Origin of the sequence: Amycolatopsis sp. QT-25 (genome assembly GCF_029369745.1) — a bacterium.
Classification (GTDB): Bacteria; Actinomycetota; Actinomycetes; order Mycobacteriales; family Pseudonocardiaceae; genus Amycolatopsis.
This window is the reverse complement of record NZ_CP120210.1, coordinates 1,987,936-2,013,224: the sequence shown is the minus strand read 5'-3', so window position 1 is coordinate 2,013,224 and position 25,289 is coordinate 1,987,936. Positions and strand designations below refer to the sequence as shown.

General features: G+C 69.5%; 18 protein-coding genes, 1 tRNA gene and 1 pseudogene. 8 read left to right on the top strand and 12 right to left on the bottom strand.

Annotated features, from left to right (window positions below; all coding sequences use genetic code 11):
- Positions 1–6: 6 nt before the first annotated feature.
- From P3102_RS09305 to P3102_RS09275, 7 genes are all read right to left on the bottom strand, one after another.
- Positions 7–642 carry a hypothetical protein gene (locus P3102_RS09305; RefSeq protein WP_276368198.1) on the bottom strand — a complete coding sequence of 212 codons (636 nt, stop codon included), beginning with the start codon at positions 640–642 and terminating at the stop codon, positions 7–9.
- The gene (locus P3102_RS09300; protein WP_276368195.1) at positions 635–1,054 is read right to left on the bottom strand and encodes a thioesterase family protein; all 420 of its coding nucleotides are present in this window, start codon (positions 1,052–1,054) and stop codon (positions 635–637) included. The genes P3102_RS09305 and P3102_RS09300 overlap by 8 nt, the downstream gene beginning before the upstream one ends.
- Positions 1,054–6,027 carry an NAD-glutamate dehydrogenase gene (locus P3102_RS09295; RefSeq protein ID WP_276368194.1) on the bottom strand — a complete coding sequence of 1,658 codons (4,974 nt, stop codon included), beginning with the start codon at positions 6,025–6,027 and terminating at the stop codon, positions 1,054–1,056. The genes P3102_RS09300 and P3102_RS09295 overlap by 1 nt, the downstream gene beginning before the upstream one ends.
- A 344-nt stretch (positions 6,028–6,371) precedes the next feature.
- Positions 6,372–9,224 carry a hypothetical protein gene (locus P3102_RS09290; protein WP_276368192.1) on the bottom strand — a complete coding sequence of 951 codons (2,853 nt, stop codon included), beginning with the start codon at positions 9,222–9,224 and terminating at the stop codon, positions 6,372–6,374.
- 16 nt (positions 9,225–9,240) lie between these two features.
- A complete protein-coding gene (gene ettA / locus P3102_RS09285) occupies positions 9,241–10,917 on the bottom strand; it encodes an energy-dependent translational throttle protein EttA (protein ID WP_276368190.1) in 1,677 nt (558 codons plus the stop codon).
- 63 nt (positions 10,918–10,980) lie between these two features.
- Positions 10,981–11,469, bottom strand: coding sequence for a single-stranded DNA-binding protein (locus P3102_RS09280; protein WP_276368189.1), 489 nt, complete (start codon positions 11,467–11,469; stop codon positions 10,981–10,983).
- A 217-nt stretch (positions 11,470–11,686) separates the two neighbouring features.
- Positions 11,687–13,714 (bottom strand): cytochrome c oxidase assembly protein, encoded by a 2,028-nt coding sequence (locus tag P3102_RS09275; protein ID WP_276368187.1) that lies wholly within the window; start codon positions 13,712–13,714, stop codon positions 11,687–11,689.
- A gap of 42 nt (positions 13,715–13,756) precedes the next feature.
- Between P3102_RS09275 and P3102_RS37805 the strand changes: the two are divergent.
- Positions 13,757–14,394: pseudogene (locus tag P3102_RS37805) on the top strand (histidine phosphatase family protein).
- Here the strand turns inward: P3102_RS37805 and P3102_RS09265 are convergent.
- Positions 14,368–15,528 carry an ATP-binding protein gene (locus P3102_RS09265; protein WP_276371071.1) on the bottom strand — a complete coding sequence of 387 codons (1,161 nt, stop codon included), beginning with the start codon at positions 15,526–15,528 and terminating at the stop codon, positions 14,368–14,370. The pseudogene P3102_RS37805 and the gene P3102_RS09265 sit on opposite strands and share 27 nt — an antisense overlap.
- Positions 15,529–15,637: 109 nt before the next feature.
- Positions 15,638–16,816 carry an MFS transporter gene (locus tag P3102_RS09260; protein WP_276368184.1) on the bottom strand — a complete coding sequence of 393 codons (1,179 nt, stop codon included), beginning with the start codon at positions 16,814–16,816 and terminating at the stop codon, positions 15,638–15,640.
- 121 nt (positions 16,817–16,937) lie between these two features.
- On the opposite strand from P3102_RS09260, the gene P3102_RS09255 reads away from it, so the two are divergent.
- The 7 genes from P3102_RS09255 (at position 16,938) to P3102_RS09225 (ending at position 22,668) form a co-directional block, all read left to right on the top strand.
- Positions 16,938–17,987, top strand: a complete 1,050-nt coding sequence (locus tag P3102_RS09255; RefSeq protein ID WP_276371069.1) for a LacI family DNA-binding transcriptional regulator — start codon at positions 16,938–16,940, stop codon at positions 17,985–17,987.
- Positions 17,988–18,174: 187 nt separating this feature from the next.
- Entirely contained in the window at positions 18,175–18,564 is a 390-nt protein-coding gene (locus P3102_RS09250; RefSeq protein WP_276368182.1) for a peptidase inhibitor family I36 protein, read from the top strand.
- A 244-nt stretch (positions 18,565–18,808) separates the two neighbouring features.
- Positions 18,809–18,882, top strand: a tRNA-Arg gene (locus P3102_RS09245).
- Positions 18,883–19,131: 249 nt separating this feature from the next.
- Entirely contained in the window at positions 19,132–19,740 is a 609-nt protein-coding gene (locus P3102_RS09240) for a hypothetical protein (RefSeq protein WP_276368180.1), read from the top strand.
- Entirely contained in the window at positions 19,737–20,792 is a 1,056-nt protein-coding gene (locus tag P3102_RS09235) for a peptidoglycan-binding domain-containing protein (RefSeq protein WP_276368178.1), read from the top strand. Before P3102_RS09240 ends, P3102_RS09235 begins: the two co-directional genes overlap by 4 nt.
- On the top strand, positions 20,789–21,478 hold the full coding sequence (locus tag P3102_RS09230) for an ABC transporter ATP-binding protein (protein ID WP_276368177.1): 690 nt from the start codon (positions 20,789–20,791) through the stop codon (positions 21,476–21,478). Before P3102_RS09235 ends, P3102_RS09230 begins: the two co-directional genes overlap by 4 nt.
- Positions 21,472–22,668 (top strand): ABC transporter permease, encoded by a 1,197-nt coding sequence (locus P3102_RS09225; protein ID WP_276368175.1) that lies wholly within the window; start codon positions 21,472–21,474, stop codon positions 22,666–22,668. Before P3102_RS09230 ends, P3102_RS09225 begins: the two co-directional genes overlap by 7 nt.
- Here P3102_RS09225 and P3102_RS09220 read toward each other — a convergent pair.
- The 3 genes from P3102_RS09220 to P3102_RS09210 are packed head-to-tail and all read right to left on the bottom strand — an operon-like array spanning position 22,665 to position 25,230.
- Positions 22,665–23,150: a hypothetical protein gene (locus tag P3102_RS09220; protein WP_276368172.1), complete on the bottom strand. Its 486-nt coding sequence runs from the start codon at positions 23,148–23,150 to the stop codon at positions 22,665–22,667. The genes P3102_RS09225 and P3102_RS09220 overlap by 4 nt on opposite strands.
- The gene (locus tag P3102_RS09215) at positions 23,147–24,550 is read right to left on the bottom strand and encodes a HAMP domain-containing sensor histidine kinase (protein WP_276368171.1); all 1,404 of its coding nucleotides are present in this window, start codon (positions 24,548–24,550) and stop codon (positions 23,147–23,149) included. Before P3102_RS09215 ends, P3102_RS09220 begins: the two co-directional genes overlap by 4 nt.
- The gene (locus tag P3102_RS09210) at positions 24,547–25,230 is read right to left on the bottom strand and encodes a response regulator transcription factor (RefSeq protein WP_276368169.1); all 684 of its coding nucleotides are present in this window, start codon (positions 25,228–25,230) and stop codon (positions 24,547–24,549) included. The genes P3102_RS09215 and P3102_RS09210 overlap by 4 nt, the downstream gene beginning before the upstream one ends.
- Positions 25,231–25,289: the final 59 nt, after the last annotated feature.

Genomic DNA, 25,289 nt, shown 5'->3' with positions numbered 1-25,289 from the left:
AAGCCGTCAGAACAGCAGCGGCAGCAGCGCGTGACGGCGCTTGAGGACCGCGCCGTACCGGGCGTCGATACGCATCCACGAATCCGTCGCGGTCACCCGGACGACGTCGCCGTCGATCGACGAGTCGACGAAACCCATCCCCGACAACGCGAACAGGCACCGCATCTGGACCTTGATCTCCAGCTCGTTGCCCGAAACGGTGAGCACCGCCTGGTCCATCAGCGAGGCGGGCGGGTTGCCGTGCGGGCCGACGTTGTCGCGGGCCAGGGTGACCCCGCGATCGGCCAGCTCCGAAATCACCGTCGCCGGCAGTTCGTCCACCAGCTGCCAGCGTCCCGATGCGGGCAGTTCGGAATGCCACATCAGATCACGGGCCGGGCCCGGATCCATCCGCTCGCCGCCGGCGACGGTCAGCGCGGCGAGCAGCTCGTTCCCCGACACGGTGACGTCCGACGGCGTGATGTCGCCGGCGACCGCCCTGGTGGCGAGGACCTCGAACGGGGTGGTGCTCCACGCCTCGACGACGCCGTCACCGCGCTGACGAAGCCGTACCAGCGTGTTCTGGTCGAGCCGGACCGCCCTGGCGACGAACGCGCCGAGCGTTTCGCGGTCGCCCGCGTCCGGGATGACGAGCTCAGGCATCCGTGAACCCCTTCTCCAGGAAGGCGCGTTCGTCCTCGGTCAGCCGCCGCGGCCGTTCCGACCCGGTGTCGTACGGCGCGAGCACCGTCTCCGCGGTGACCGCGACCTTGTCGGACTCGGCGGGCCCGGCGTGCACTTGATAGCCGAGAGTGAAGCTGGCGTGCTTCAAGTCCTTCAACGAGATCTCCACCCGGATGTCCTGATCGGACACCACGATCGGCGAACGGTAATGGACGGCCAGCTTCACCACCACGATGCCCTTGGGCAGTTCGGTGAGCCCGGCCCGGACGGCGTCCCCGAACAGCAGGGGAATGCGTGCCTCTTCGAGCAGGGTCACCAGATTCGCGTGGTTGACGTGCCCGTAGACGTCCATATCCGACCAGCGCGGCCGGATCAGGGAAATGTAGCCCACTACCTCACCGTGCTCCGGATCTGCCTCGCCGCTACCGACAGCGTCGCCAGGTCGAGTTTGCCGAACTGGCTGATCTCGTCCAGCGCGACGCGGGCCCGCTGCAACCGCGAAGCGTTCGTCTTCTCCCAGTGCGCGATCTTCTCGTCCGGGTCGGTGCCCGCGTCACTGTGCCGCAACGCGTCCAGCGTGATCGTCCGCAGGGAACCGTACACGTCGTCCCGCAGCGCCAGCCGCGCGAGCGCGTGCCAGCGGTTGCCGCGTTCGAGACCGCTGATCGACGTCAGCATCTTGTCGATGCCGAGGTGGTCGGAGAGCGCGTAGTACAGGCCCGCGGTCTCCGCCGAGGTGTGCACCGCGTCGATCCCCGCCTGCTGCTCGGCCAGCTCCGCGACGTCGGTGACGTCGAGCAGGCCGAAGGTGTGCAGCAGGAGCGCGACCCGCTCCGCCAGCTCCGCCGGGACGCCCTTCTCGACCAGCCGCTGGCTGTTCGCGTCCACCGAAGCGCACTCGACACCGCGAAGCAGCTCATGCGCCCGCGGAGCCAGCTCGCCCACGACCCGGCCGAACCGGTTGATCTCGGCGAGCGGGGCCAGCGGCTGCGGCCGGTTGGTGAGGAACCAGCGGGCGGCCCGGTCGAGCAGCCTGCGGGTCTCCAGCATCATCTCGTCCGCGACCTCGGTCGGCACGACGTTGTCCAGCGCGTCGATCTGGGCCCACAGCGAGGGCAGGTCGTACACGTGGGTGACCACGGCGTACGCGCGAACGGCGTCGGTCGCGGTCGCGTTCATCTCCTCCATCAGGCGGAAGACGTACGAGATCCCGGCGCCGTCGACGACCTCGTTGGCCACCATCGTCGTGATGATCTCGCGTTTCAGCGGGTGCTGGAAGATCGCGTCGCCGAAGCGTTCCCGAAGCGGCTTCGGGAAGTACTCGGGCAGACGGCGCGAGAACACCTCGGAGTCCGGCAGTTCGCTCGCCAGCAGCTCGTTCTTGAGGTCGAGTTTGACGTGCGCGAGCAGCGTCGCCAGCTCCGGCGAGGTGAGGCCCTCACCCGCCTTCTCCAGCGCGCGGAACTCCGCCGAACTCGGCAAGGCTTCGAGCTTGCGGTCGAAGGCGCCCTTCGCGACCAGCGCCGCGACGAGCCGCTGGTGCACCGAGACCATCGGGCCGGCGTGCGCACGGCTGACACCCAGCACGGCGTTCTGCCGGTAGTTGTCGGCCAGCACCAGCTCGCCGACCTCGTCGGTCATCTGCTCCAGCAGTTCGTTGCGCTGCTCGGCACCGAGCGATCCGGTCGAGACCAGGTGGTCCAGCAGGATCTTGATGTTGACCTCGTGGTCGGAGCAGTCGACACCGGCGGAGTTGTCGAGGGCGTCGGTGTTGATCTTGCCGCCCGCGCGGGCGAACTCGATCCGGCCGAGCTGGGTCAGCCCCAGGTTCCCGCCCTCGCCGACGACCTTGACGCGGAGCTGGTTCCCGTTGACGCGCACGGCGTCGTTGGCCTTGTCGCCCGCGTCGGCGTGGGTCTCGTTCTCGGCCTTGACGTAGGTGCCGATGCCGCCGTTCCACAGCAGTTCGACCGGAGCCAGCAGGATCGCCTGCATCAGGTCGCTCGGCGCCAGCTTCGTCACGTCCTCGCCGAGGCCGAGCGCCTCGCGGACCTGCGGGCTGATCGGGATCGTCTTCGCCGACCGCGAGTAGATCCCGCCGCCCTCGCTGATCAGCGAGCGGTCGTAGTCCTCCCACGACGAGCGCGGCAGGTCGAACAGCCTGCGCCGCTCGGCGAACGAGGTCGCCGAATCCGGGTTCGGGTCGAGGAAGATGTGCAGGTGGTTGAAGGCGGCCACGAGCCGGATGTGCTCCGAGAGGAGCATGCCGTTGCCGAAGACGTCACCCATCATGTCGCCGATGCCGACGACGGTGAAGTCCTCGGTCTGGGTGTCCTTGCCCAGCTCGCGGAAGTTGCGCTTGACGCTTTCCCAAGCACCCTTCGCGGTGATGCCCATGGCCTTGTGGTCGTAGCCGACCGAGCCACCGGAAGCGAAGGCGTCACCCAGCCAGAACCCGTAATTCGCCGAGACCTCGTTCGCGATGTCGGAGAACTTGGCGGTGCCCTTGTCGGCCGCGACCACGAGGTAGCTGTCGTCGCCGTCGTGGCGGACCACACCCGGCGCCGGAACGGTCTTGCCCTCGACGCGGTTGTCGGTCACGTCGAGCAGGCCGGAGATGAACATCCGGTAGCAGGCGATGCCTTCGTTCAGCTGAGCGTCACGGTCGAGGCTCGGGTCCCCGGTCGCGGCCGGCGGGCGCTTCACGACGAAGCCGCCTTTCGCGCCGACAGGCACGATGACCGCGTTCTTGACCGCCTGCGCCTTGACCAGGCCGAGGATCTCCGTGCGGAAGTCCTCCCGGCGGTCGGACCACCGCAGACCACCGCGCGCGACGTCACCGAAACGCAGGTGCACACCCTCGATCCGGGGCGAGTACACGAAGATCTCGTACTTCGGCCGCGGCTCGGGCAGCTCGGGCACCGCGCTCGGGTCGAGCTTGAGCGCCAGGTACTGGCGGGAGTTCCCCTCGGCGTCGGTGACGTGGTAGTTCGTGCGCAGCGTGGCGAGGATGACCGCCATCAGGCGTCGCAGGATCCGGTCCTCGTCGAGGCTGGTCACCTCGTCGACCAGCATGCCGATCTCGGCGGTCAGCTGCTCGGCCTGCGACGCGCGGGCCTCCTCGCCGAGAGAGAGGTCGAAGCGGGTCTCGAACAGCCGCACCAGCGCGGTGGCGATGTCGGTGTGCGCGAGGACGGTGTTCTCGATGTATTCCTGCGAGAACGGGATCTTCGTCTGGCGCAGGTACCGCGAATAGGCCCGCAGGATGGCCGCCTGGCGCCAGGTGAGCCCGGCGCGCAGGACGAGGCCGTTGAAGCCGTCGACCTCGCAGTCCCCGCGCCAAGCGGCGTGGAAGGCGTCCTGGAAGCGGCTGCGGAGGTCGTGGTCGGCGTGGTCGAGGACCTGCGGGTCGATCAGCAGGCCGAAGTCGTAGATCCACGACCGGCCACCGTCCTCGCGGCGCAGTTCGTACGGACGTTCGTCGACGACCTCGACGCCCATTCGCTGCAGGACGGGGAGCACCTGGGAGAGGGTGACCCCCTCGCCGCGCAGGTACAGCTTGAAGCGCCGCTCCCCCGCCTCTGCGTCGGACGGCAGGTAGAACGACATCGACAGGTCGCCCTCGTCGGTCAGCGACTCCAGGGCACGGAGGTCCGCGAGCGCTTCGAGCGCGGTGAAGTCCTCCTTGTAGCCCTCGGGGAACACCGCGGCGAACCGCTGCCCCTGTTCGCCCGCGGACTCCTCGACCAGCAGGCCGATCGCGACTCCGCTGTCACCGGCGCGCTCGCGGCGCTCGGCGAGGATCGCCTCGACCATCCGGTCGTCCCAGCCGCGCACGGCTTCGTTGAGCCGTTCCTGGATGCGCAGGGTGTCCGGTTCGGACCGCTGCGACGGATCGGTGTGCACGATGAAGTGCACCTGCGCGAGCACGGTCTCGCCGATGCGCGCGCTGTATTCCAGTTGCGCGCCTTCGAGTTCTTCGAGCAGGACCTCCTGCATCGCGAGCCGCGAACGGGTCGTGTAGCGGTCACGCGGGAGGTACACGAGGCACGAGTAGAAACGGCCGTACGGGTCACGGCGCAGGAACAGCCGCAGTCGTCGGCGATCCGACAGCGTGATCGCGCCGGTCGTCGTCGAGTACAGCGAGTCGGTGTCGGCCGAGAACAGGTCCGCGCGCGGCCAGTTCTGCAGCACCTCGAGCATCCGCTGGCCGGAGAAGGACTCCATCGGGAAACCCGCGCGGTGGATGACCTCGCGGACCCGGTTGCAGACCACCGGGATGTCCAGCACGTTCTCGTGCAGGGCGGTGGTGGTGAACATGCCGAGGAAGCGGTGTTCGCCGGTGACCTTGCCGTTGTCGTCGAACGTTTTCACGCCGACGTAGTACGGGTAGACCGGGCGGTGCACCGTGGACGGCGCGCTCGCCTGGGTCAGCACCAGCAGTGTCGGCGCGAGCGCGGACACCGCCGTGTCGGGACCGGCGGTGAGGCTGCGCGCGGCCAGGCTGTCCTGGCGCAGCACACCCAGCCCGGTGGCCAGCACCGCGCGCAGGGCGGGCTCGTCACTGTCCGGGTGCGGATTGTCGATCAGTTCGTAACGGCGGTAGCCGAGGAAGGTGAAGTGGCCGTCGGCCAGCCAGCGCAGCAGCCGGGCACCCTCCGCGACCTCGTGCGTGGGCAGCTGCGGCGGATTCCCGTCCAGCTCGTCGGCGAGACGGCGAGCCGTCTCCGCCATCTTGTCGGTGTCCTCGACGACCTCGCGGACGTCACCCAGCACCGAAGACAGCCGATTGTCCAGCTCGCGGGCCCGGTTCGGATCCGTGACCAGGTCGATCTCGATGTACATCCACGACTCGGCGGCCGAGTTCGACGGCGGCTCCGCCGGGTCGGCGTCCGGGTGGACCTCCAGCAGCTCGCCGGTCAGATCCCGGCTCACCACGACGATCGGGTGCACGATGCGCTGCACCTGCACCCCGTCCCGCGCGAACTCCGCCGCGACGGAATCCACCAGGTACGGCATGTCGTCCGTGACGACCTGCACGACGGTCGCCTCACGCGTCCAGCCGTCTTCGGGCCCCGTCGGGTTCAGCAGCCGCACCGCGGGACGGCCGGGCATCCGGTCCTTCGCCAGCTGGAGGTGCGAGCGGACGGCGCCGACGAGGTCGACCGGGTCGTCACCGAGAATCTCTTCGGCGGGGATGTGCCGGTAGTACAAGCGGATCAAGTCGCCGATCTCCGGGGCGTATGCCGCGGCGGCGTCGATCAGGTCGTCCCGGATCTGCTCCGGGTTCACCGACCGGCGCCGGGCGCCTTCCTCGGTGCCGACATCTTTTCCGGGCAGGGACGAGACTCCCGTCGAGCTCATTAGAGGCAACTCTCCACTGTAGCGAGATTGACACCGCGACCGGCACGACTCTGTACCGGCCCAGCCCCAACCTACAGCTCCGGACCGTCGGCCCCACAAGGCCGGGTCTTTCCCGGCCGTCGAAGATTTCCCTGCTCAGATACCGGAATCGCCGTGATCGGTTCAGCTACTCGCCGGTCACGTCGGCGGTCTGTCCGGCCCTTCCCGCACCTCGCCGCACCGGGGGTGACCAGCACCCCTTTCCCCGCGGTGCCGCGGCGGACGGATTCACCGGGCCGACTGAATCGTTCAAGCCACTTTCGGGCACCACCGAGGTGAAGCAAGGGACCTTTGCTCTCGCGCGATCAGTCCCTGCCGCTGGCGCGGTGCCGGTCGTGGCCGTTGACCGGACGCTTTCCCGAGTCCTGGGAACCAAGTTGCTTCACGAGCGCGGCGGCACTGGCGGTACCCGCCTGGTGCTCCGCGAGCGCGCGGGCGAGCAGGTCGGCGAGACCGGCGTCCGGCGGCGGCTCGTCCTCCGCGATCGCACGGGCATAGCTTTCCGGGAACGGCGCGATCGGCCGCCACGAACCGGTGTCGGTCAGCGGGTCCAGCGCGGGCGGCATCCGCAGCCGCGGCAGCCACGGATCCGTGACCTCTTCGTTGGCGCCGGAGCGAGGGCTTTCCCGGGTTTCGCGGGCCGGAGGCGGCACGGGGTCTTCCCGAGGCGGCGGCGCGAGCGGTACGGCGGGTTCGATGTACTCGACCTGGGGCTGCTCCCGCCGGGCACGGCCGGTGTCGGCCCGCTCTTCGGTGGCGGTTTCCGGATGTACGGAATCCGCGGCGCCGTCCGCGCGACGGCGGCCACCGCCCTGCCCGCCGGTGCTCGAGATCCCGAGCCGGTCCAGCACCGATTTCGCCGCCACGGAACCGTGTTCGGCGTCGTGCCTGGTCTTGCGCGAGACCGGGGCGGAGGACCGGCGGACGCGCTCTTCGGCCGCCCACTCGTCGCTTTCCCACAACGGGGCGGCGGTCCCCGGCGGACGCGGAGGCTGGACCTCCGCCGCCAGGCGCGGCCGGGGTTCGGCGGCGGGTTCGGGAGCGAGAAGCAGCTCCGGGGCCACGGACTCCGAGAAGGCCACGGGCGCCGGCTCCTCAGGCCGCACAGGCTCCTCAGGCCGCACAGACTCCCCGGCCCGTACCGGCTCGTCGGCCCGTACTGAACCGTCTGCTTGCACCGGCTGCTCGGTCCGCGCCGGCTCGTCGACCCGTATTGGACCCTCCACCCGCACCGGCTCCTCGGTCCGCACCGGCTCCTCGATCCGGACGGGCGTCTCGGACTCGGGCCGCCGTCGCCGCCGCGCGGCGGGATTTTCCGGCTGGGCGACCGCTGGTTCGGACGCGACGGTCTCGCGGGCCTCTGGAGCCTCTGGAGCCTCTGGAGCCTCTGGAGCCTCTGGACGGCGTCGTCGCCCGGACTCCGGACGTGACGCGGGTGCGGGCTCCGGTTTCGGCGGCGGCATCAGTTTCGGTGCGACGGGTTCGGCCTTGGGCTCGAACCTGATCGACGGTTCGGGTCGCTGAAATTTCTTCGGCACCCGGCGACGCCAGTCGCTGTCGGACGCCGCCGCTTCCCGAGCGGGCTCCGGACGGGACGGTGGTCTCAACACCGGTACTTCGGTCTTCTCCACGACCGGAGTACCGGCAGGCTCCTCCGGACGCGGCGGTTCGGCGGGACGTGGCAGTTCGGCGAGACGCGGTGGTTCGGCGGGACGTGGCAGTTCGGCGGGACGCGGCGGTTCGGCGAGACGCGGCGGTTCGGCGAGACGCGGCGGTTCGGCGGGACGCGGCGGTTCGGCGGGACGTGGGCCCTCGACCGGCAACTGCCGCACCCGCGGGCGTTCCGCCTGCCTGCTCGGCCGGGCGGGCTGCGTCGGCTCGCGACGAACCGGCGGCTCGGCCGCGGGCCGCTTCGGGGGCGCCGCGTCGATCGGCGCCATCACCGCGGTCACCTCGGCCGATTCCGGCGGCGGAACCGGCATCGGCGTGGCCGACGGCCTCGCGGCGACGGCCCGCAGGACGTCGTCGAGGTCGACAGCGGCGTTCTCGGCCGCGCCGAACTCACCGACCAGGACGTTGCACGCCTGCCTGCGCGCACGCGAGTGCAGATGCTCGGCGGCACGCGAACGATGCAGGCAGCCGATGGCCTCCTCGGCCCGCCCGAGCCGTTCCTCGATCTGCGCGAGTTCCAGCCACAACCGTGCCGTGACGGCGTGCAGGTTGTGGTCCTCGGTCCCGGCGACCGCTTCACGCACGAGCATGCCCGCGGCTTCCCCGGATCCCGCGGGCAGCAGAACACGGGTGGCCACCGCCAGCCGCAGCCACGCGGCCGGCGCGATCCCGGCGGCCCGGACGGGCGCGTCGAGGATCGGCTGCGCCACCTCCAGCGCCATTTCCGTGTCGCCCTTGTCCAGCAACGTGCAGACGAGTTGCAGGACCAGCCTGATCCGGACGAGACCTCCGTCGTCACGGGGATTCGCGAGCTTTTCGAGCATGCCGAGCCCGGTCCGCGCGGCGTCGGCGGCCGAGGTCAGATCTCCGTGACGGCGGCGGTGCGCCGACACTCCGACCCGGAGCATCGCGCGGATCAGCAGTTGCGAGTCCGCCGACATCGAGCCGTCGCCGAGCACCAGCTTGTCCGCCTCGGCGAGCACGCGATCCAGCTCCGCCTTGCGGCCGAACTGCGCCAAGCAGCCGACGAGGTGACACAACGCCTCGGCCCGGTGCGCCGGCGAGACCGCCGGATCCGCCAGCAGCGGACGCAGTGCGGCCAGCCCCGTCAACGGGATGCCGACACTGCGCGCACAAACGGCCAGATCGATCCGTAACCGAGCGGCGATGTCGCCGTAGCCCGCGTGTTCGGCGGCACGCAGGGCGGCCACCGCCCGGCCGGCCATCCGGGGACGGCCACCGAGCCGCACCCGCGCGCTGACCACCAGACTCTCCGCGCGGATCCACTGCTCGTCGGCACCCGCGGCCTCGGCGAGCGCGGCCGCGCGCTCCCCGAGGACCAAGGCGAGCTCGGGCGCCCTCAGGTGCAGGGCGTCCGCGCGTTCGATCAACCTGCCGACAGCGGACAGGGTTCCCCCGGTGGCAACCGTCCGCCCGCTCACCGAGGTGGTGGGCGAGCCCGGCCGTTGGCGCTTGCTGGCTTCCACGGGGAACCCCCGGCCCTCAGTCGCGGGTCAGCTTGCGATGGGTGACGCGGTGCGGACGAGCCGCCTCGGCGCCGAGACGTTCGACCTTGTTCTTCTCGTAGCCTTCGAAGTTACCTTCGAACCAGAACCATTGCGAGGGGTTCTCGTCCGTGCCTTCCCAGGCGAGGATGTGCGTCGCGACCCGGTCGAGGAACCACCGGTCGTGCGAGATGACCACGGCGCACCCGGGGAACTGCTCAAGAGCGTTCTCCAGCGAGCCCAAGGTCTCGACGTCCAGGTCGTTCGTCGGCTCGTCGAGCAGGATCAGGTTCCCGCCCTGCTTGAGGGTCAGCGCCAGGTTCAGCCGGTTGCGCTCACCACCGGAGAGTACGCCCGCCGGCTTCTGCTGGTCCGGACCCTTGAAACCGAACGCGCTGACGTAGGCACGCGAGGGCATTTCGGTCTGCCCGACGTGGATGTAGTCCAGCTTGTCCGAAACCACCTCCCATACCGTCTTCTTCGGGTCGATCCCGCCACGGTTCTGGTCCACATAGGACAGCTTCACCGTCTCGCCGATCTTGACCCGGCCGTCGTCCGGCTCCTCAAGCCCGACGATCGTCTTGAACAGGGTCGTCTTGCCGACACCGTTCGGCCCGATCACGCCGACAATGCCGTTACGCGGCAGGTCGAACGACAGCCCGTCGATCAGCACGCGGTCGTCGAATCCCTTGCGCAGCTTCTCGACCTCGACGACCACGCTGCCCAGCCGGGGCCCCGGCGGGATCTGGATCTCTTCGAAGTCGAGCTTGCGGTGCTTGTCCGCCTCCGCGGCCATCTCTTCGTAGCGGTCGAGCCGGGACCGCGACTTGGTCTGGCGCGCCTTGGCGTTGGACCGGACCCATTCGAGTTCGGACTTCAGCCGCTTGGCGAGCTTGGCGTCCTTCTTGCCCTGGACCTCGAGGCGCTCGCGCTTCTTCTCCAGGTACGTCGAGTAGTTGCCCTCGTAGCCGACCACGCGGCCGCGGTCGAGCTCCATGATCCACTCGGCGACGTTGTCCAGGAAGTACCGGTCGTGGGTGACGGCGAGGACGGCACCGGCGTAGTTCGCCAGGAACTGTTCCAGCCACAGCACGCTTTCGGCGTCCAAATGGTTGGTGGGCTCGTCGAGGAGCAGCAGGTCGGGCGCGGACAGGAGCAGCTTGCACAGCGCGACCCGGCGGCGCTCACCACCGGAGAGGTGGGTGACCGGCTCTTCCGGCGGCGGGCAACGGAGGGCGTCCATCGCCTGCTCCACCGCGGAGTCGATCTCCCAGGCGTCGGCGTGGTCGAGGTCCTCCTGGAGCTTGCCCATCTCCTCCATCAGGGCGTCGCTGTAGTCGGTCGCCATCAGCTCGGCGACCTCGTTGAAGCGGTTGAGCTTGACCTTGATGTCGCCGAGACCTTCTTCGACGTTCTCGCGGACGGTCTTTTCCTCGTTGAGCTCCGGCTCCTGCATGAGGATGCCGACGCTGGCGCCAGGCTGGAGGAAGGCTTCGCCGTTGCTGGCCTGCTCGATCCCCGCCATGATCTTCAGAACGGTGGACTTACCCGCGCCGTTCGGCCCCACCACGCCGATCTTGGCGCCGGGGTAGAACGCGGTGCTGACGTCGTCGAGGATGACCTTGTCCCCGACGGTCTTGCGCACCTTCTTCATGGTGTAGATGAACTCGGCCATACAAGCGATCGTAGAGCGAGCCGATCGCGGCCTCGACGGCGGTCACCGTCGAGCTACCGACAGTCAGCCCGACATCACTGAACGAGCACCGGCCTCTCCCGCCAAGGGCGTGTCCTCCAGCGCGGTGACCATGGGATTCCCCACGGGCGGCGGTGCGAGCGGGATCGCCCTCGGCCGGTCGCGTCCCATCCGGTGGATCTCCGCCGAGCAACGCGCGAGGTTGGGGCCGATGGAGAAGGCCTCAAGCTCAGGTAGACCCAGAGGCGCGGGGATCTCCTCCGCGGTCTCGGCGCCGCGCAGCCGTCCGGCCACGATCACCGGATCGCCCTTGCTCAGGCAGGAGAACGCCGCCATCGCCAGCTTGCGCCAGCAGGTGACCTTCACCGCGAGCTGCCGCCCCTCACCCCACTCCCCTCTCTCCTTGTCATACCGGCGTTCGACACTCCGCAAGCCGAACGACACGACATCGTGCCCGTGCACGCGCTCCGGATGGTGGACCGGTTCGCTGGTCAGGTTGCCGATCATGGTCACCCACGTTTCGCCCATCGCCATCACACTCGCCTTTCTCCTCGATCCGGGCCGCTCCCGGTGTTTCCCTTGAGCACAGACTGCCGCGGATCGAAGGACAAAAAAGGACGCGAGCCGGATCTGTGGACAACTCCGGCCGAGGTGGGCTTCCTGTGGACAACTCGGGCCGGAGGGCCGGCGCGGACACGAAGATGTGGTAATGCCGGAGCTATCCGTGCACGCCCTGGTCACACCGGTGCGACTACGAGCCGGAACCCGGCCGCTGCCCCTGATCCGCGAGCTTCTTCAGCATCGCGTTGTAGGCGTTCAGATCCGCGTCACCCGAGACGTCCTCGCGGCGATCCCGCCGCCGGGCCTCCCGCTCGTCCTGACGCGCCCACTGCACCAGCAGCGCGACCAGCACCAGCAGGACCGGCAGTTCGCCGGACGCCCACGCGATCCCGCCACCGAGCCGCTGATCGGTGAGCAGATCGGTGACCCACGGCAGTTTCAGCCCGCGGTAGAAGTCCTGCCCGAGCACGGTCTGCATGCTCATCAGCGCGATCCCGAAGAAGGCGTGGAACGGCATGGCGGCGAACATCATTCCCAGCCGTCCCAACGGCGGGAGCCGGCGCGGTGCCGGGTCGACGCCGATCACCGGCCAGTAGAAGACGTATCCGGCGAGCAGGAAGTGCGCGTTCATCGCCAGGTGCGCCCAGTGGTAGTTCAGCGCGGAGTCGAACAGGCCCGAGAAGTACAGGCCGTAGAAGGAACCGACGAACAGCAGCAGCGCGACGATCGGATGCGTCAGGAACCGCGAAAGCGGCGAGTGCACGAAAGCGAGCAGCCATTCCCGCGGTCCGGGCGGGGCGTCCCTGCCCACCGCGGGCAACGCGCGCAGCGCGAGCGTCACCGGCCCGCCGAGCACGAACAGCACCGGCGCCACCATGGACAGCAGCATGTGGTTGCCCATGTGCACGCTGAACATCGCGGGCGCGTACCGCCCGATGCCGGACGACGTCGCGATCAGCAGCACGAAACAGCCGCCGAGCCACGCGACCGTCCGGCCCGTGGCCCAGGTGTCGCCGCGGCGCCGCAGTCGCCGGACCCCCGCGAGGTACAGCCCGGCGAGAACGAGGGCGAGCGTGCCGTAGACGAGGTCGAACCGCCAATCCGTGAGCAGTCTGAAGACGGTCGGCGGACCGTAGAGATCGTAACCGATCAACAGTTCCGTGGTCGACGGCTGGGTGAGCGATTCCTGCGGCGGCGGGGTCTTCGCGAGCCCGGTGGCGATGCCGATCGTGATGAACATGATCAGTACCTCGACGGCGGCGAGCCGCAGCAACTGGCCGCCGCCCGCGCCGTTCACCAACCCGGCGACACCCTTTTGCCGCTGCTGGTGACCGAAGACGCCGAGCAACAGCAGCGCGACGATCTTCGCGAGCACCAGCAGGCCGTAGTCGGTGGTGAACAGTTCGGCGAGCCTGATCCGCACCAGCGCGTTGACGACGCCGGAGACCGCCATCACGATCCAGCAGACCAGCGCCAGCTTGGAGAACCGGGTCGCGGCGAGCTTGAGGTTCTCCCCGCGGCGCCAGCCCAGCGCGAGCAGCGCCACCAGGCCGCCGACCCACAACGCGGCGGCGACCAGGTGGTACAGCAGGCTGTTGGTCGCCATGTCGTGTGAGCCACCGCTGGCGGAATGCCCGGTGACCGCGACCGGGACGAGGCCGCCGACCGACAGGAAGAAGACCACCGTCGTCCAGCCCCAGGTCAACGCGAGACGACAGCCGAGCGCGACCAGGAGCGCGATCAGCGCGGTGAACAGCCATGCCTTGGGTTGTTCGATGGCGTCGACGAGGTCGAGCAGGACCTGCGGAGAAAGCACCTCGGTGAACGGGCGCCCGGCGCCGTCGGCCGCGGAGAAGAAGATCGACGCGGCGGCAGCGAAGAACCAGACCCACGCGGCGGCACCCGCGACCCGGATGGCCGCGTATCCGTCGGCCGCGAGCGTGCCGGACTTCTGCGGCGGGACGAGAAACGCGGCGAGCAACAGCGAACCCACGCACAGCACCGAAGCCGCCTCGGCCAGCACCCGGACGACGGTGATGCCGTAACGGGTCACGAGTCCGGGATCCGGCAGGCCGGCGATGACGTAACCGGCACCACCGGTCAGCGCGACCAGGCCGACGGCCACCACCGCCGCCAGGAGCGCACCGATCGACACCAGCGGCAGGACTCCGGCCTTCCGCGCGGACGGGGCCGGTTTCGTCTCGGGGTCTGAAGGCACGTTACGAGGGTATGCCGGGCGCGCAAGGGGCAAGATGGCGGCGTGCGGATCATCCTGCTGAGGCACGCCGAGTCGCTCGGCAACGTCGACGAGCTCGCCTACACCCGGATTCCCGACCACGCGCTCCCGCTCACCGAGGCAGGCCGCGAGCAGGCGGAACTGGCGGGCCCGGAGATCGCGGAACTCCTCGGCGGGCAGCGATCGGCGGTCTACGTCAGCCCGTATCTGCGGACGCGGGAAACGTTGCGGCTACTGGACATCCGGGACTCGTGCGAGCGGATCGTGCCGGAGCCGAGGCTGCGGGAGCAGGATTGGGAAACCTCCAGGACCCGCTGGAGCAGGAGATCCAGAAACAGCGACGCCACGAATTCGGGCACTTCTTCTACCGGCTCCCCTTCGGCGAATCCGGGGCGGACGTCGACGACCGGGTCGCGGCGTTCCTCAGCGAACTGGCGACCTGCGGCGAAAATCACCCCGAAACCGTGCTGGTCGTCTCACACGGGCTGACCATCAGGTTGCTGTGCCGCCGTCTCTTCGGCTGGAGCATCGAGCTGTTCGAGTCCCTGTCCAACCCGACGACCTGCGAATACCGTGTCGTCGAGCGTAGGGACGACCAGTGGACGCTGGACCGTCCGTTCCGCCAGTGGCGGGACTCACCCGACGGGGAGACTCAGGTTTGAGGGTGCGAGCAGCACCACTCTCGTTCCCAGTCCCGGCGTGGATTCGATCCGCGCGAAACCGCCGATTTCCGCCATCCGCGCGATGATCGAGTGCTCCAGGCCGAAGCCGCGCCGCCGGTCGCCGATGTCGAAACCGGCGCCGTGATCGCGCACCGTCAAGGAAACCCCGCCGCCGATCTCTTCGACGCTGACGACGGCCCGTCGGGTCCCGGAGTGTTTCAGCGTGTTGCGCAAGGCTTCCCTGGCCGAGTCGTGCAGGGCCCTGGCCGCGTCTTCCGAGAGTTCCGGGGCACAGTCGTCCTGGATGACGACCTCGGCGCGCAGGCCTTCCGCGGCCATTTCGGCGGCGAGCAACCGCAGCCGCTGATGCAGGCCGATGTTCTCGGAGGATTCGTGCTCGAGGCTGATCCGGATGCGCATCGCCTGGGCGCGAGCGGTCCGGCGGACGCGGTCGAGGCTGGCCGCCGGATCGAGTTCGTCGGCGGGCGCGGGGATGGCGAACGACTCCATCACCTGCAGAACCGTGTCGTGGACGTCGCGGCGATGCCGTTCGCGCTCCGCCGCCCGGCCTTGCTGCTCCCCGAATCCGAGCGCGAACCGCATCGAAGCGCCGACCAGACCGACGATCGCGAGGGACGCCACGAGCGCGGTCGAGAGGGTGAGGAAAAGCCCCGGCGAGGAGGCCGGATCCAGCAGGATGTTCAGCGTCAGCGCGCCGCCGATGACCAAGGATCCCGCCACCGCGCCACGCAGCAGGGCCCAGATCATCACCGTGCCCATCAAATGGGTCCAGGTGATCGACGTGATCGCGACGTCCGGCGCAATCAGCGCCGCCACCAGGATGAAGAGGACGGCGAACCCCGCGTCGGCCACCGGCACCATTCGAGTACCGGCAGGAGACCATCGGAAGACCCAAACGGCTTCGGCGACGTTCGGCACGACGTGCGTCAGCGCCACCGCCCACAGCACCGAAGACCCGCCGAAACCCGCCACCCACAACGCCTGCACCAGCATCACCAACCGGAAGACCAGCGGGACCAGGACGAGCCGGGGCAAGGTGGTCTGCACCAGTCGCGCCGGAATCCCGGGCACGTGGTGACGACCGGTCAGGATCCCCACGCCGCCCCCGAGCATCAGCACCCTCACGCCGCTCCTCCCCGGATCAGCCGTACTGAAACTGCGACCTAGTCGCATTCATCTCAGTTTATCGCGCACCCAGCTTGCCCGGGTTCCGGCGAGGATGTCAACGGGAGACGGGTTCGGAGACCTTCTCCCGTTCGCCTGCCCGCGCCGCGGCCACCGCGGACGGCACGATCAGCGCGGCGGTCAGTCCGACGAACAGGAATGACACCGAAAACGACGTCACCTGCGCGATCCCGCCGATCAGCGGCGGCCCGGCGAGGAAGCCGGTGTAGGCGATCGCGGTGACGAACGCCAGTTCCCGTTCTCCTCCGGTGCCGTCCGCCCGTTTGCCCGACGCGCCCGCGAGGCTCAACGCGATCGGGAAGGCCGCGGCCAGCCCCGCGCCCGCCAGCGCGAAGCCGGCGAATCCGAACACGGGAACGGGGGCCAGCGCGGCGAGAACGAGCCCGGCCGCGGCGATCCCGGCACCCACCGCCAGCGCACGGGTCGCGCCGAAGCGGTTCTGCAGCCAGGCGCCCATCAGCCTGGCGAGCGCCATGGCCAGGGCGAATCCGGAATAGGCGAACGCCGCGGCGCCGTCGCCGACCCCGTGCACGGACGTCATCAGCAGGGCGGACCAATCCGAACTCGCCCCTTCCGCGATCGCCGAGAACAACGCGATGGCGGCGAGCAGCCAGAGGACGGGCCGTTTGATCGGCGGCACCCGCGGCTTCTCGACGGGTTCGGTGCGCACGGGCCGCGCTCCGGGCACGGCGGCGACGACGACGGCGAGCACCACCAGCGCGACCAACGCGGCGACGGCGAGATGCCGCCCGGGTGACCAGTGGTGCGACGCGGCGAATCCGGCGGCGATGGAGCCCGCCAGCGCGCCGACGCTGAATCCGGCGTGCAGGATCGGCATGATGGTTTGCCCGGATCGGCGTTCGACCTCGACGCCGGCGACGTTCATCGCCACGTCCAGCGCGCCGACGCTCGCACCGAGGACGAACAACGCCCCGGCGAGCAGGACGACCGACGTCGAGAAGCCGATCATCGGCAAGGCCCCGCAGGCGATGATGGTGCTGCCCGCGACCACGGCGCGGGCACCGTGCCGTTCGATCAGCCGCCCCGAGACCGACGCGGCGATCAGCATGCCGACGCTCGCGCCCAGCAGCGCCAAGCCGAAGACACCCGGCGAGGCGTCCACCCGTTCCGACAACGCGGGAGTCCGCGGCGCCCAGGAGCCGAGCGCCGCCCCGTTGAGCGCGAAAACGACGAAAACGGCCGTACGATCACGCATAGACCCCAGTCTCCTTCCGATTCCTCTTCTCCCAGAATGACTTAAGCGCTTCAGAAAGTCCACCGGTCCCAGCCGGGACTAGACTGTGGCGGTGACCACCACGCGACGGCGAAGGCCGACGTTGGACGATGTCGCCGACGCCGTCGGAGTGTCGCGGGCGACCGTCTCCAATGCCTACAACCGGCCAGATCAGCTGTCCGCCCAACTGCGGGAAGAGGTGCTTCGCGCGGCCAAGAAGATCGGGTACGCGGGGCCGAATCCGACCGCCCGCAGCCTGGCCACCAGCCGCACCGGCGCGATCGCCGTCCTGCTCGACACGAATCTTTCGACGGCTTTCTCGGATCCCGCGTTGTCGCTCACTCTCGACGCGCTCTCGACGGTCGTCGATCCCGAGGGCCACGCCCTCCTGCTGCTCCCCGGCGACGGCGAGAGCGGCGGCCCGCGCCCGGAACGGATCCTGACCGCGCAAGCCGACATCGCGGTGGCGTGTTCGCTGGCCGACGGCGCGCCGGCACTGAACGCGGTGCGGGACCGGGGCCTGCCGCTGGTGGTGATCGACCAGCCCCACATCCGGGGTTCGGCCCGGATCGGGGTCGCGGACCGGGCGGGAGCGGCGGCCGCCGCCCGACACCTGGTGGAACTCGGGCACCGGCGGATCGGGATCTTCTCGGCGCAGTGCCTCTCGGCTCCCCGCGGCGGCGAGCTGAGCATCGCGGAGGCGAGCGACAGCCGGTTCCACGACAACCGCGAGCGGATGGCCGGCTACCTGGAGACCCTGGCCGAGGCGGGGATCCCGGCGGCGGACGTGCCGATCTGGGAGGCGTCCGGACTCTCGGTCGAAGGAGCCATGCCGAGCGCCTTCGGCCTGTTGGACCGGCAACCGCGGCCGACCGCGCTGTTGTGCATGTCGGACCTGCTGGCACTGGCGGCGATCTCGGCGGCGAGACATCTCGGGCTGTCGGTTCCGGGTGATCTTTCGGTCGTGGGCTTCGACGACGTTCCGCCCGCCCAGTGGTCCGAACCACCGCTGACGACCGTCCGGCAGGACCTCGCCGCCAAGGGGCGCGCGGCCGGCGACCTGGTGCTGGGCCTGCTGCGCGGCGAGAAGCCACCGGCCCCGGCGGAGGTACCCGCCGAACTGGTCGTCCGAGCCTCCACCGCACCCGCTTAGCAGCCGAATTCGGCGAGCACAAGGCGGCCCGGGGATCTGTGGACAACTCGCCCCGATCGAGCGGCGCACAACTACTTATCCACAGCAGTAGAAATGCGGGCTGACAAAGCCTTCCCCTCGGGTCATCGTGGAATCACACATTCACCGACGACACCCGAGTCGTCGATTCACGGGGGAGATCCCAGTCATGCAACGACGTTTGACGAACCTGCGCGCCCGCCTCCCGCACGTGCTCCTGCTGGCCATGTTCGGCCTGCTGACCAGCGCCGGAGTGGCGAGCGCCACCACGGCGCCGCCCGAACCCGCCTGCCAGAAGGGCGAATTCTGCGTCTGGGGTGGAGAATCGTACGGTGGCGCGGTGCGCAGATTCGACCTCCGCACCGCCAATCCCGACGAATGCATTCCCTTACCCGAAGGCTTCGCCGGGCATTCGTTCGTCAACCGGCTGAGCCGGGACGTGACGATTTACCAAAGCGAGGAGTGCACGACCGAAGGAGATTTCATCACCTATCCGGGTGGCGGCACCTACGTACCCCAGGGACCGTTCGTGATCCGGGCCCTCAAGATCTGGGACTGACCACCCTCGGCGGTTCGTGCCGGTCACTCGCGGAGGAGTCGACTCGCGACCTGCACGAACCCAGGGGCCGCTCCCCCGAAGCGGTCTCGGCCCGTGAGCGCGTCACCCCGCGTTGTGACGCGCTCACGGGTGTTCCGAAAAACGGTGGGCTCGACCTGAAACGATCTGGCGGTGTCGAACGATCGACAGATTGGCGACGGCTAAGCTGCCGATGCTGGGCGACACCCCAACGTCGCCGACGTCGGCCCTCGTAGCTCAGCTGGATAGAGCAAGAGCCTTCTAATCTCTAGGTCGCAGGTTCAAGTCCTGCCGGGGGCACGTCGCAGACGGTCCTGCCGCGAGGCGCAAACGCGCTTCGCGGCAGGCCCTTCAAACCTCGGGCCGGACGACTTCGAATCCGGTTCGCCGCTCAATCACCTCTCCACCGGGCAGTTCGTCACCTTTCCCCGGCCCGCCGGTGTTTCGCCTGTCGCAAAGATCACGTCCGAGCCGCGCGGCGTCGCGTTGTTACATTCCCATCATGTCTTCGTAGAAGGACGACCATGTGCCGCTCGCATGCTCGTCGGCATGAGCAGCGAAACCCGTTCGCGGTGGCTGGCCGCGTTGCTGGCCCTCCCGTTGGTGCTTTCCGCGGCGTGCGGTGGCGAGAAGAAGGAAGCGGACATCGCGTCGGCGAACCCGCCGTCCGCGACCACACCGACCGCTTCCTCGGCCGCGCCGCAGGCTGAGGGGAAGAGCGCCTTCTACGACGCACAACTCGCGTACACGCAGTGCATGCGCAAGGAAGGACTGAAGGATTGGCCGGATCCCTTGCTGTCCGGTTACGCCGACTGGACCAAGGTCGAGGTCGTTCAAGAAGAGGAGGAGCGCAAGGACTCTCAGACGAAGCTCAGCGCGGCCATGCAGGCGTGCAGGGAGCCGATGCAGAAGGCGATGCAGCTCGAGCCGGAGAAGGACCAGCAGAGGGTGTACGAGTCGCTGCTGGCCCACGCCCAGTGCATGCGCGCCAACGGGGTCAGCAAGTTCACCAATCCGACCATGCTGAACGGGATCGCTCAGCCCGGTGGTGACCCGAGTCCCGCCGCCCCGCAGCTCGACACGAACTCGCCGGCGTACAAGCAGGCCGAGACGGCGTGCCGGGACGAACTCATCGATCAAGCGCAAGGCATGCAGTGAAGCGCGGGCTGGTGCTCGGCGCCGTGGGGGCGGTGGTGACCGTGGTGGGGGTGAGCGTCTTCGCCGTGGTGAGCGACGACGACTCCGGCGGTAAGGCGAACGCCGCGAGCGCACCGCCGGCCGTCGCCGAGATCGCCCGTGGTGACCTGGTGCGGAGCAAGACCGTCGATGGTCATCTCGACTACGCGAACCGTCGTGCCGTGAAGTCCCCCGTGGAAGGCACGGTGACGCAGGCCGCGGAGCCCGGGAAGACCGTCGCGCGCGGTCAGGTGCTGTACAAGCGGGATGCCCGGCCGGTCGTCCTCCTCTACGGGTCGACGCCGATGTTCCGTGACCTGACGGTCGGCACGCTGGGACCGGACGTCCAGCAGCTGAAGCGCAACCTTCGGGACCTCGGGCGAGGAAGAGGCTTGCCCGTCGACAACAAGTACGACGAAGCCACCCAGGCCGCGGTGAAGTCCTGGCAGAAGGCGCTCGGCGTGCTGGAGCCGACCGGCGACGTCGGCAAGGGTGACCTCGTCTTCCAGCCCGGGGCCGTGCGGGTGATGGCCGCCGACGCCGCGTTGGCCGACCAGATCGGCGCGGACAAGCCCGTCCTGACGCTCGCGTCGACCAAGCCGGTCGTGCGGGCGCAGCTGGACAAGGACGATCAGGCGCTGGCGAAGGCGGGCACCCGGGTCGAGGTCACGTTGCCGGAGGGTGCCACGGCGGCCGGGCAGGTGTCCGGGACGGTCCGGGCCGAGTCCGGGAACGGTGCCGAGGCCACCACCGGGATCCAGGTGGAGATCACGCTGGACGACGGCGCGGCGATATCCGAGGACACCACAGGCACGTCCAGCGTGAGATTCATCCAAGAGAGCAGGAAGGGGGTGCTGACCGTCCCGGTCGAGGCCATCGTCGCGCTGCGCGAAGGCGGCTACGGTCTGCAGATCGTCCGCGAAGCCACGACCACGACCGTACGGGTCGAAACCGGCATGAGCGCCGACGGTCGGATCGAGATCACCGGCGATGGGCTGTCCGAGGGCATGCGAGTGGGGGCGGCCAAGCCATGACGGCGGTGATCGAACTGGCCGCGGCCGGTAAGTCCTACCCCGGTGACGTGGCCGCGCTGCGCGATGTCGACCTGCGGATCGACGAGGGCGAACTGGTCGCCATCGTCGGGCCTTCCGGGTCGGGCAAGTCCACGCTGCTCAACCTGATCGGCACGCTCGACCGGGCCACGGCGGGAACGGTGCGGGTGGCGGGCCACGACGTGGGTGAGCTGTCGGACGCCAGGCTGTCGGCGTTGCGGGCCCGGCACCTCGGGTTCGTCTTCCAGCAGTTCCACTTGGCGCCGGGCCGGGACGCCGTGGCCAACGTCGCCGATGGACTGCTGTACGCGGGCGTGCCGAGGAAACAGCGGATCGGCAAGGCTCGTACAGCGCTCGAACGAGTCGGGCTCGGTCATCGGCTGGAGCACACGCCCGAGGAGCTGTCGGGCGGCGAGAAGCAACGCGTCGCGATCGCAAGGGCCTTGGTCGGCGACCCCGGCCTGCTCCTGGCCGACGAGCCGACGGGAGCGCTGGACACCGCGTCCGGCGAGGTGGTGCTGAGCCTGCTTCACGAGTTGAACGCGAGCGGCACGACGATCTGCGTCATCACCCACGACACCGAGATCGCCGCGCGGCTCCCCCGGCGCGTCGGGCTCCGGGACGGCAGGATCGTCTTCGACACCAGGGCGGCGGTGACCACATGGTGAGTACCTCGCTGAAGCCCGCCCAGCTCACTCCTCCCGACATCTTCCGGGCGGGCATGAGCGGACTGCGGGCCCGCCGGACCCGGGTGGTGCTGTCCGCGCTCGGAATCGCCATCGGCATCGCGACGATGGTCGCGGTGATCGGGCTGTCCACGTCCAGCCGTGCCGATCTGATGGCACAGCTGGACCGGCTCGGCACGAACCTGCTGACCGTCGAGGCGGGCAAGGACGCCGACGGCGAACCGGTGAAACTTCCCAAGGCCGCGGTCGCGATGGTCGAACGGATCGGCCCGGTCGAGAAGGTCACCGCGACGGCCGAGGTCGACGCGCGCGTGCGGCGCAGTGACGCGGTCCCCGAGGAACTCGCCCCCGGCGTCGCCACCCAGGCCACCCGCACCGACCTGCTCGACGCGCTGGGCGCACGGGTCGATCGGGGCCGCTGGCTTGATCCGGCGAGTGAGCGCGTGCCGACGGTCGTCCTGGGGTCGATCGCGGCCGAACGGGTGGGCGTGGCCGAGCCCGGCGCCAAGATCTTGCTGAACGACGAGTGGTTCGTGGTCATCGGGATCCTGGCCCCGGTCGAACTCCTACCCACGCTCGACCGGGTCGCGCTCGTCGGATTCCCGGTGGCGGAACGGTTCTTCGGCTTCGACGGGCATCCGACCACGATCTTCGAGCGGTCCTCCGACGCCTCGGTGGAGGCCGTCCGCGGCGTATTGGCCCGCACGGTCAACCCGGGCGACGAGCACTCCGTGAAGGTGTCCCGGCCGTCCGACGCGCTGGTGGCCAAGGCCACCACGGACAAGAGCCTGACCACGCTCATGCTGGGGCTGGGCGCGGTGGCGTTGCTGGTCGGCGGGGTGGGGGTTGCCAACACGATGGTCGTCTCGGTGCTGGAACGGTGCCGGGAGATCGGGCTCCGGCGGGCTCTCGGCGCCACGAAGAACGCGATCCTCCTGCAGTTCCTCACCGAATCGTTGTTGCTGTCGACGCTCGGCGGCGTGGCGGGGGCGGTGCTCGGCGCGGTCGCGATCGTCGGCTTCGCCCGAGCACAGGGCTGGACGGCGGTCATCCCGCCGTGGGCTTTGGGCGCGGGGCTGGGCGCGACGCTGGTGATCGGCGTCGTCGCGGGGCTGTACCCTGCTGTCCGGGCATCACGGCTTCACCCCACCGTCGCGCTCAACGCGACCTAGCCGGTCAAGAACTGGGAGCACTGGTAAGGACCGACCGTTCCGCCTTGGGCGATGACGGTCACCCGCACCGCGTCGGGCCGGGTCCCGTGCAGCAAGGTCTCGGCACGGGAGAGGGTGCAGACCAGCTGACCGGCGGCCATTCCGGCGACACCGGTCACCGGCGTCCGCGGCAGCCGAACGGTCACCTGTCCCCCGAGGGAGGTCGCGGAGAATTCACCGGTGACGGCGGTCAGGTCGGTGAGCCCGGCGGCGAGTTCGGCCTCGTTCGGCCCGGCGATGACGAGTTTGACGGCGGCGGAGAGATCGGTGATCTCCCTGTCCGGGCGGGAAACGCCGCGCAGCCCTTGGTCCGAGGCGAAGTAGATCCGCATTCCTTCGGGAACTCCGGAAGCGGGTGCCCCGCCGTCGAGCACGTCGGTCGGCCGCACCCCACAGCCGGCGGCGAGCACCAGAACCGCGAGAGAGGCGAACGTACGCTTCATCGGTCGGCCTCTTTCCCGTTGCGGGGCAAGCGAAGTGTGAAGACGGCGCCGCCGCCCTCGCGGTCGGAGCCGGTGATGAGTCCGCCGTGCAGCCGCGCGTTCTCCTGTGCGATGGCCAGTCCGAGACCGCTGCCTTCGGATCGGGTGCGGGCGGTGTCCGCCTTGAAGAACCGCTCGAACACGTGCCGCGCTACTTCCGCCGTGAGCCCCTGCCCCCGATCGGCGACCTCGACGAACACGTCGTCCGCGGTCGAGCGCAGCACCACCGTCACCGGCGGCGCGCCGTGACGCAGGGCGTTCCCGACGAGGTTGGCGACGATGACGTCCAGTCGCCGCCGGTCGAGCCGGGCCCGTACGGTCACGAACTCGGCCGTGACCCGGTCCGTCCAGCCCCGCGTGGACAACGTCGCACGCAGCACCTCGGCGACGTCGAGATCCTGCCGAGAAAGCGACGCGGCGTGGGCATCGAAGCGGGAGATCTCGATGAGGTCGTCGACGAGCCGGGCGAGTCCGGCGGTTTCGGCGCTCACCGTCCTCGCGGCGTGGGCCGTGTCCGGCGGCAGGTCTTCGGCGTCCTCGTCGAGCACGGACGACACCATGGTCATCGCGGCGAGCGGGGTCCGGAGTTCGTGGGAGACGTCGGCGACGAACCGCCTCGCGCGGGCTTCCTGCTCGCGGAGTTCGGCGACCGAAGACTGCAGCGCGTCGGCCGTTTCGTTGAAGTCCTTGGCGAGATCGGCGAGTTCGTCGCGGCCCTTGACCGGGACACGGGTCTCCAGCGCGCCGTCCGCCAACCTCCGAGTGGCCTTCGCGAGCCGTCGGACAGGCCGCAGGACCGTGCCGGCGGCCAGCAGGGCGAGCACGGCGGCCAGCAGCACCACCGGGACGACGCCGTCACGAACGGTGGTCAGCAATGCGGTGATGTCGTCCTGTTCGGGCTGCAACGAGATCACCTGGAACACTTCGACGCCGGATGGCCGCCCGGACCCGGCGAACGCGACGGGGGTGCCCACCACGAGCCACGGCGCGCCGTTCCATTCCACCCGTTGGAAACTCAGCCGGTTCTCGCTCCGTACGCGGTCACGCAGGCGAGCGGGAATCGCCTCCTGGTCGGCGGGCGCGACGAGAGCTCGGTACCGGACCGCGACCTTGGCGTCGCGCGAGCCGGACGCGATGGCCTCGGCGAGCCGGTTCAGCGAGCGCTGATCGGGCGGGACGTCGAACTCCCCGACGCTCGCGTTCACCCGGTCGCGGAAGTTCTGCACGGCGGAAGCGCCCGCGCGTTCGAGAATCGCCTCGCGTGCCTGGTCGTAGGCCGGCACCGTGGCGGTGGCGGCGCTGAGCAACGACACCAGCACGAAGGCGACCAGCAGACGACCGCGAAGCCCACCGAGCCTCACAGCGGCCCGAAACGATAGCCGAACCCGCGCACGGTCTGTACGTAGCGCGGCCGGGAAGCGACGTCCTCGATCTTGGCGCGCAACCGCCCGACGGCAGCGTCGACCAGCCGCGCATCGGCGAAATAATCGTGCTCCCAGACCAGTTCCAGCAAGCGCTCGCGGGTGAAGACCCGGCCGGGTGACGCGGACAGCTCCAGCAGCAGCCGGAGTTCCGTCGGCGGGATCGCCAGTGGGACACCGCCCTTCGTGACGGTCAAACCTGCTCGGTCGAGGACGAGACCGTCGAAGTCCTCGTGGTTCCGGGCGGCCGGGACGACCCGGCGGACGGACGCGCGGATCCTGGCTTCCAGCACTCGCGCCGTCACCGGCTTCACCACGTAGTCGTCGGCGCCCGCCTCCAGCCCGTTCACGATGTCGGAATCGTCGCCGCGCGAGGTGAGCATGATGATCGGCATCGTGCTCAGTTCACGGATCCGGCGGCACACCGCGAAACCGTCCATCCCCGGCAGCATCAGATCCAGCACGACCACCTCGATCCCGCCCGCGCCGGGGCGCCGCAGCAGCTCCAGCCCGTCTTCACCGCTGCCGGCGGCATCGACGTCGTGACCGTGGCGCCGCAGGACCAGTTCCGTCGCGTCGCGAACGGACACGTCGTCTTCGATCAGCAGGACATGCGGCATGATCGAGATTATGGCGCCTTCCCCCGCGCAGTGGTTCAGCCGCGGCGCCTGCCGCTATA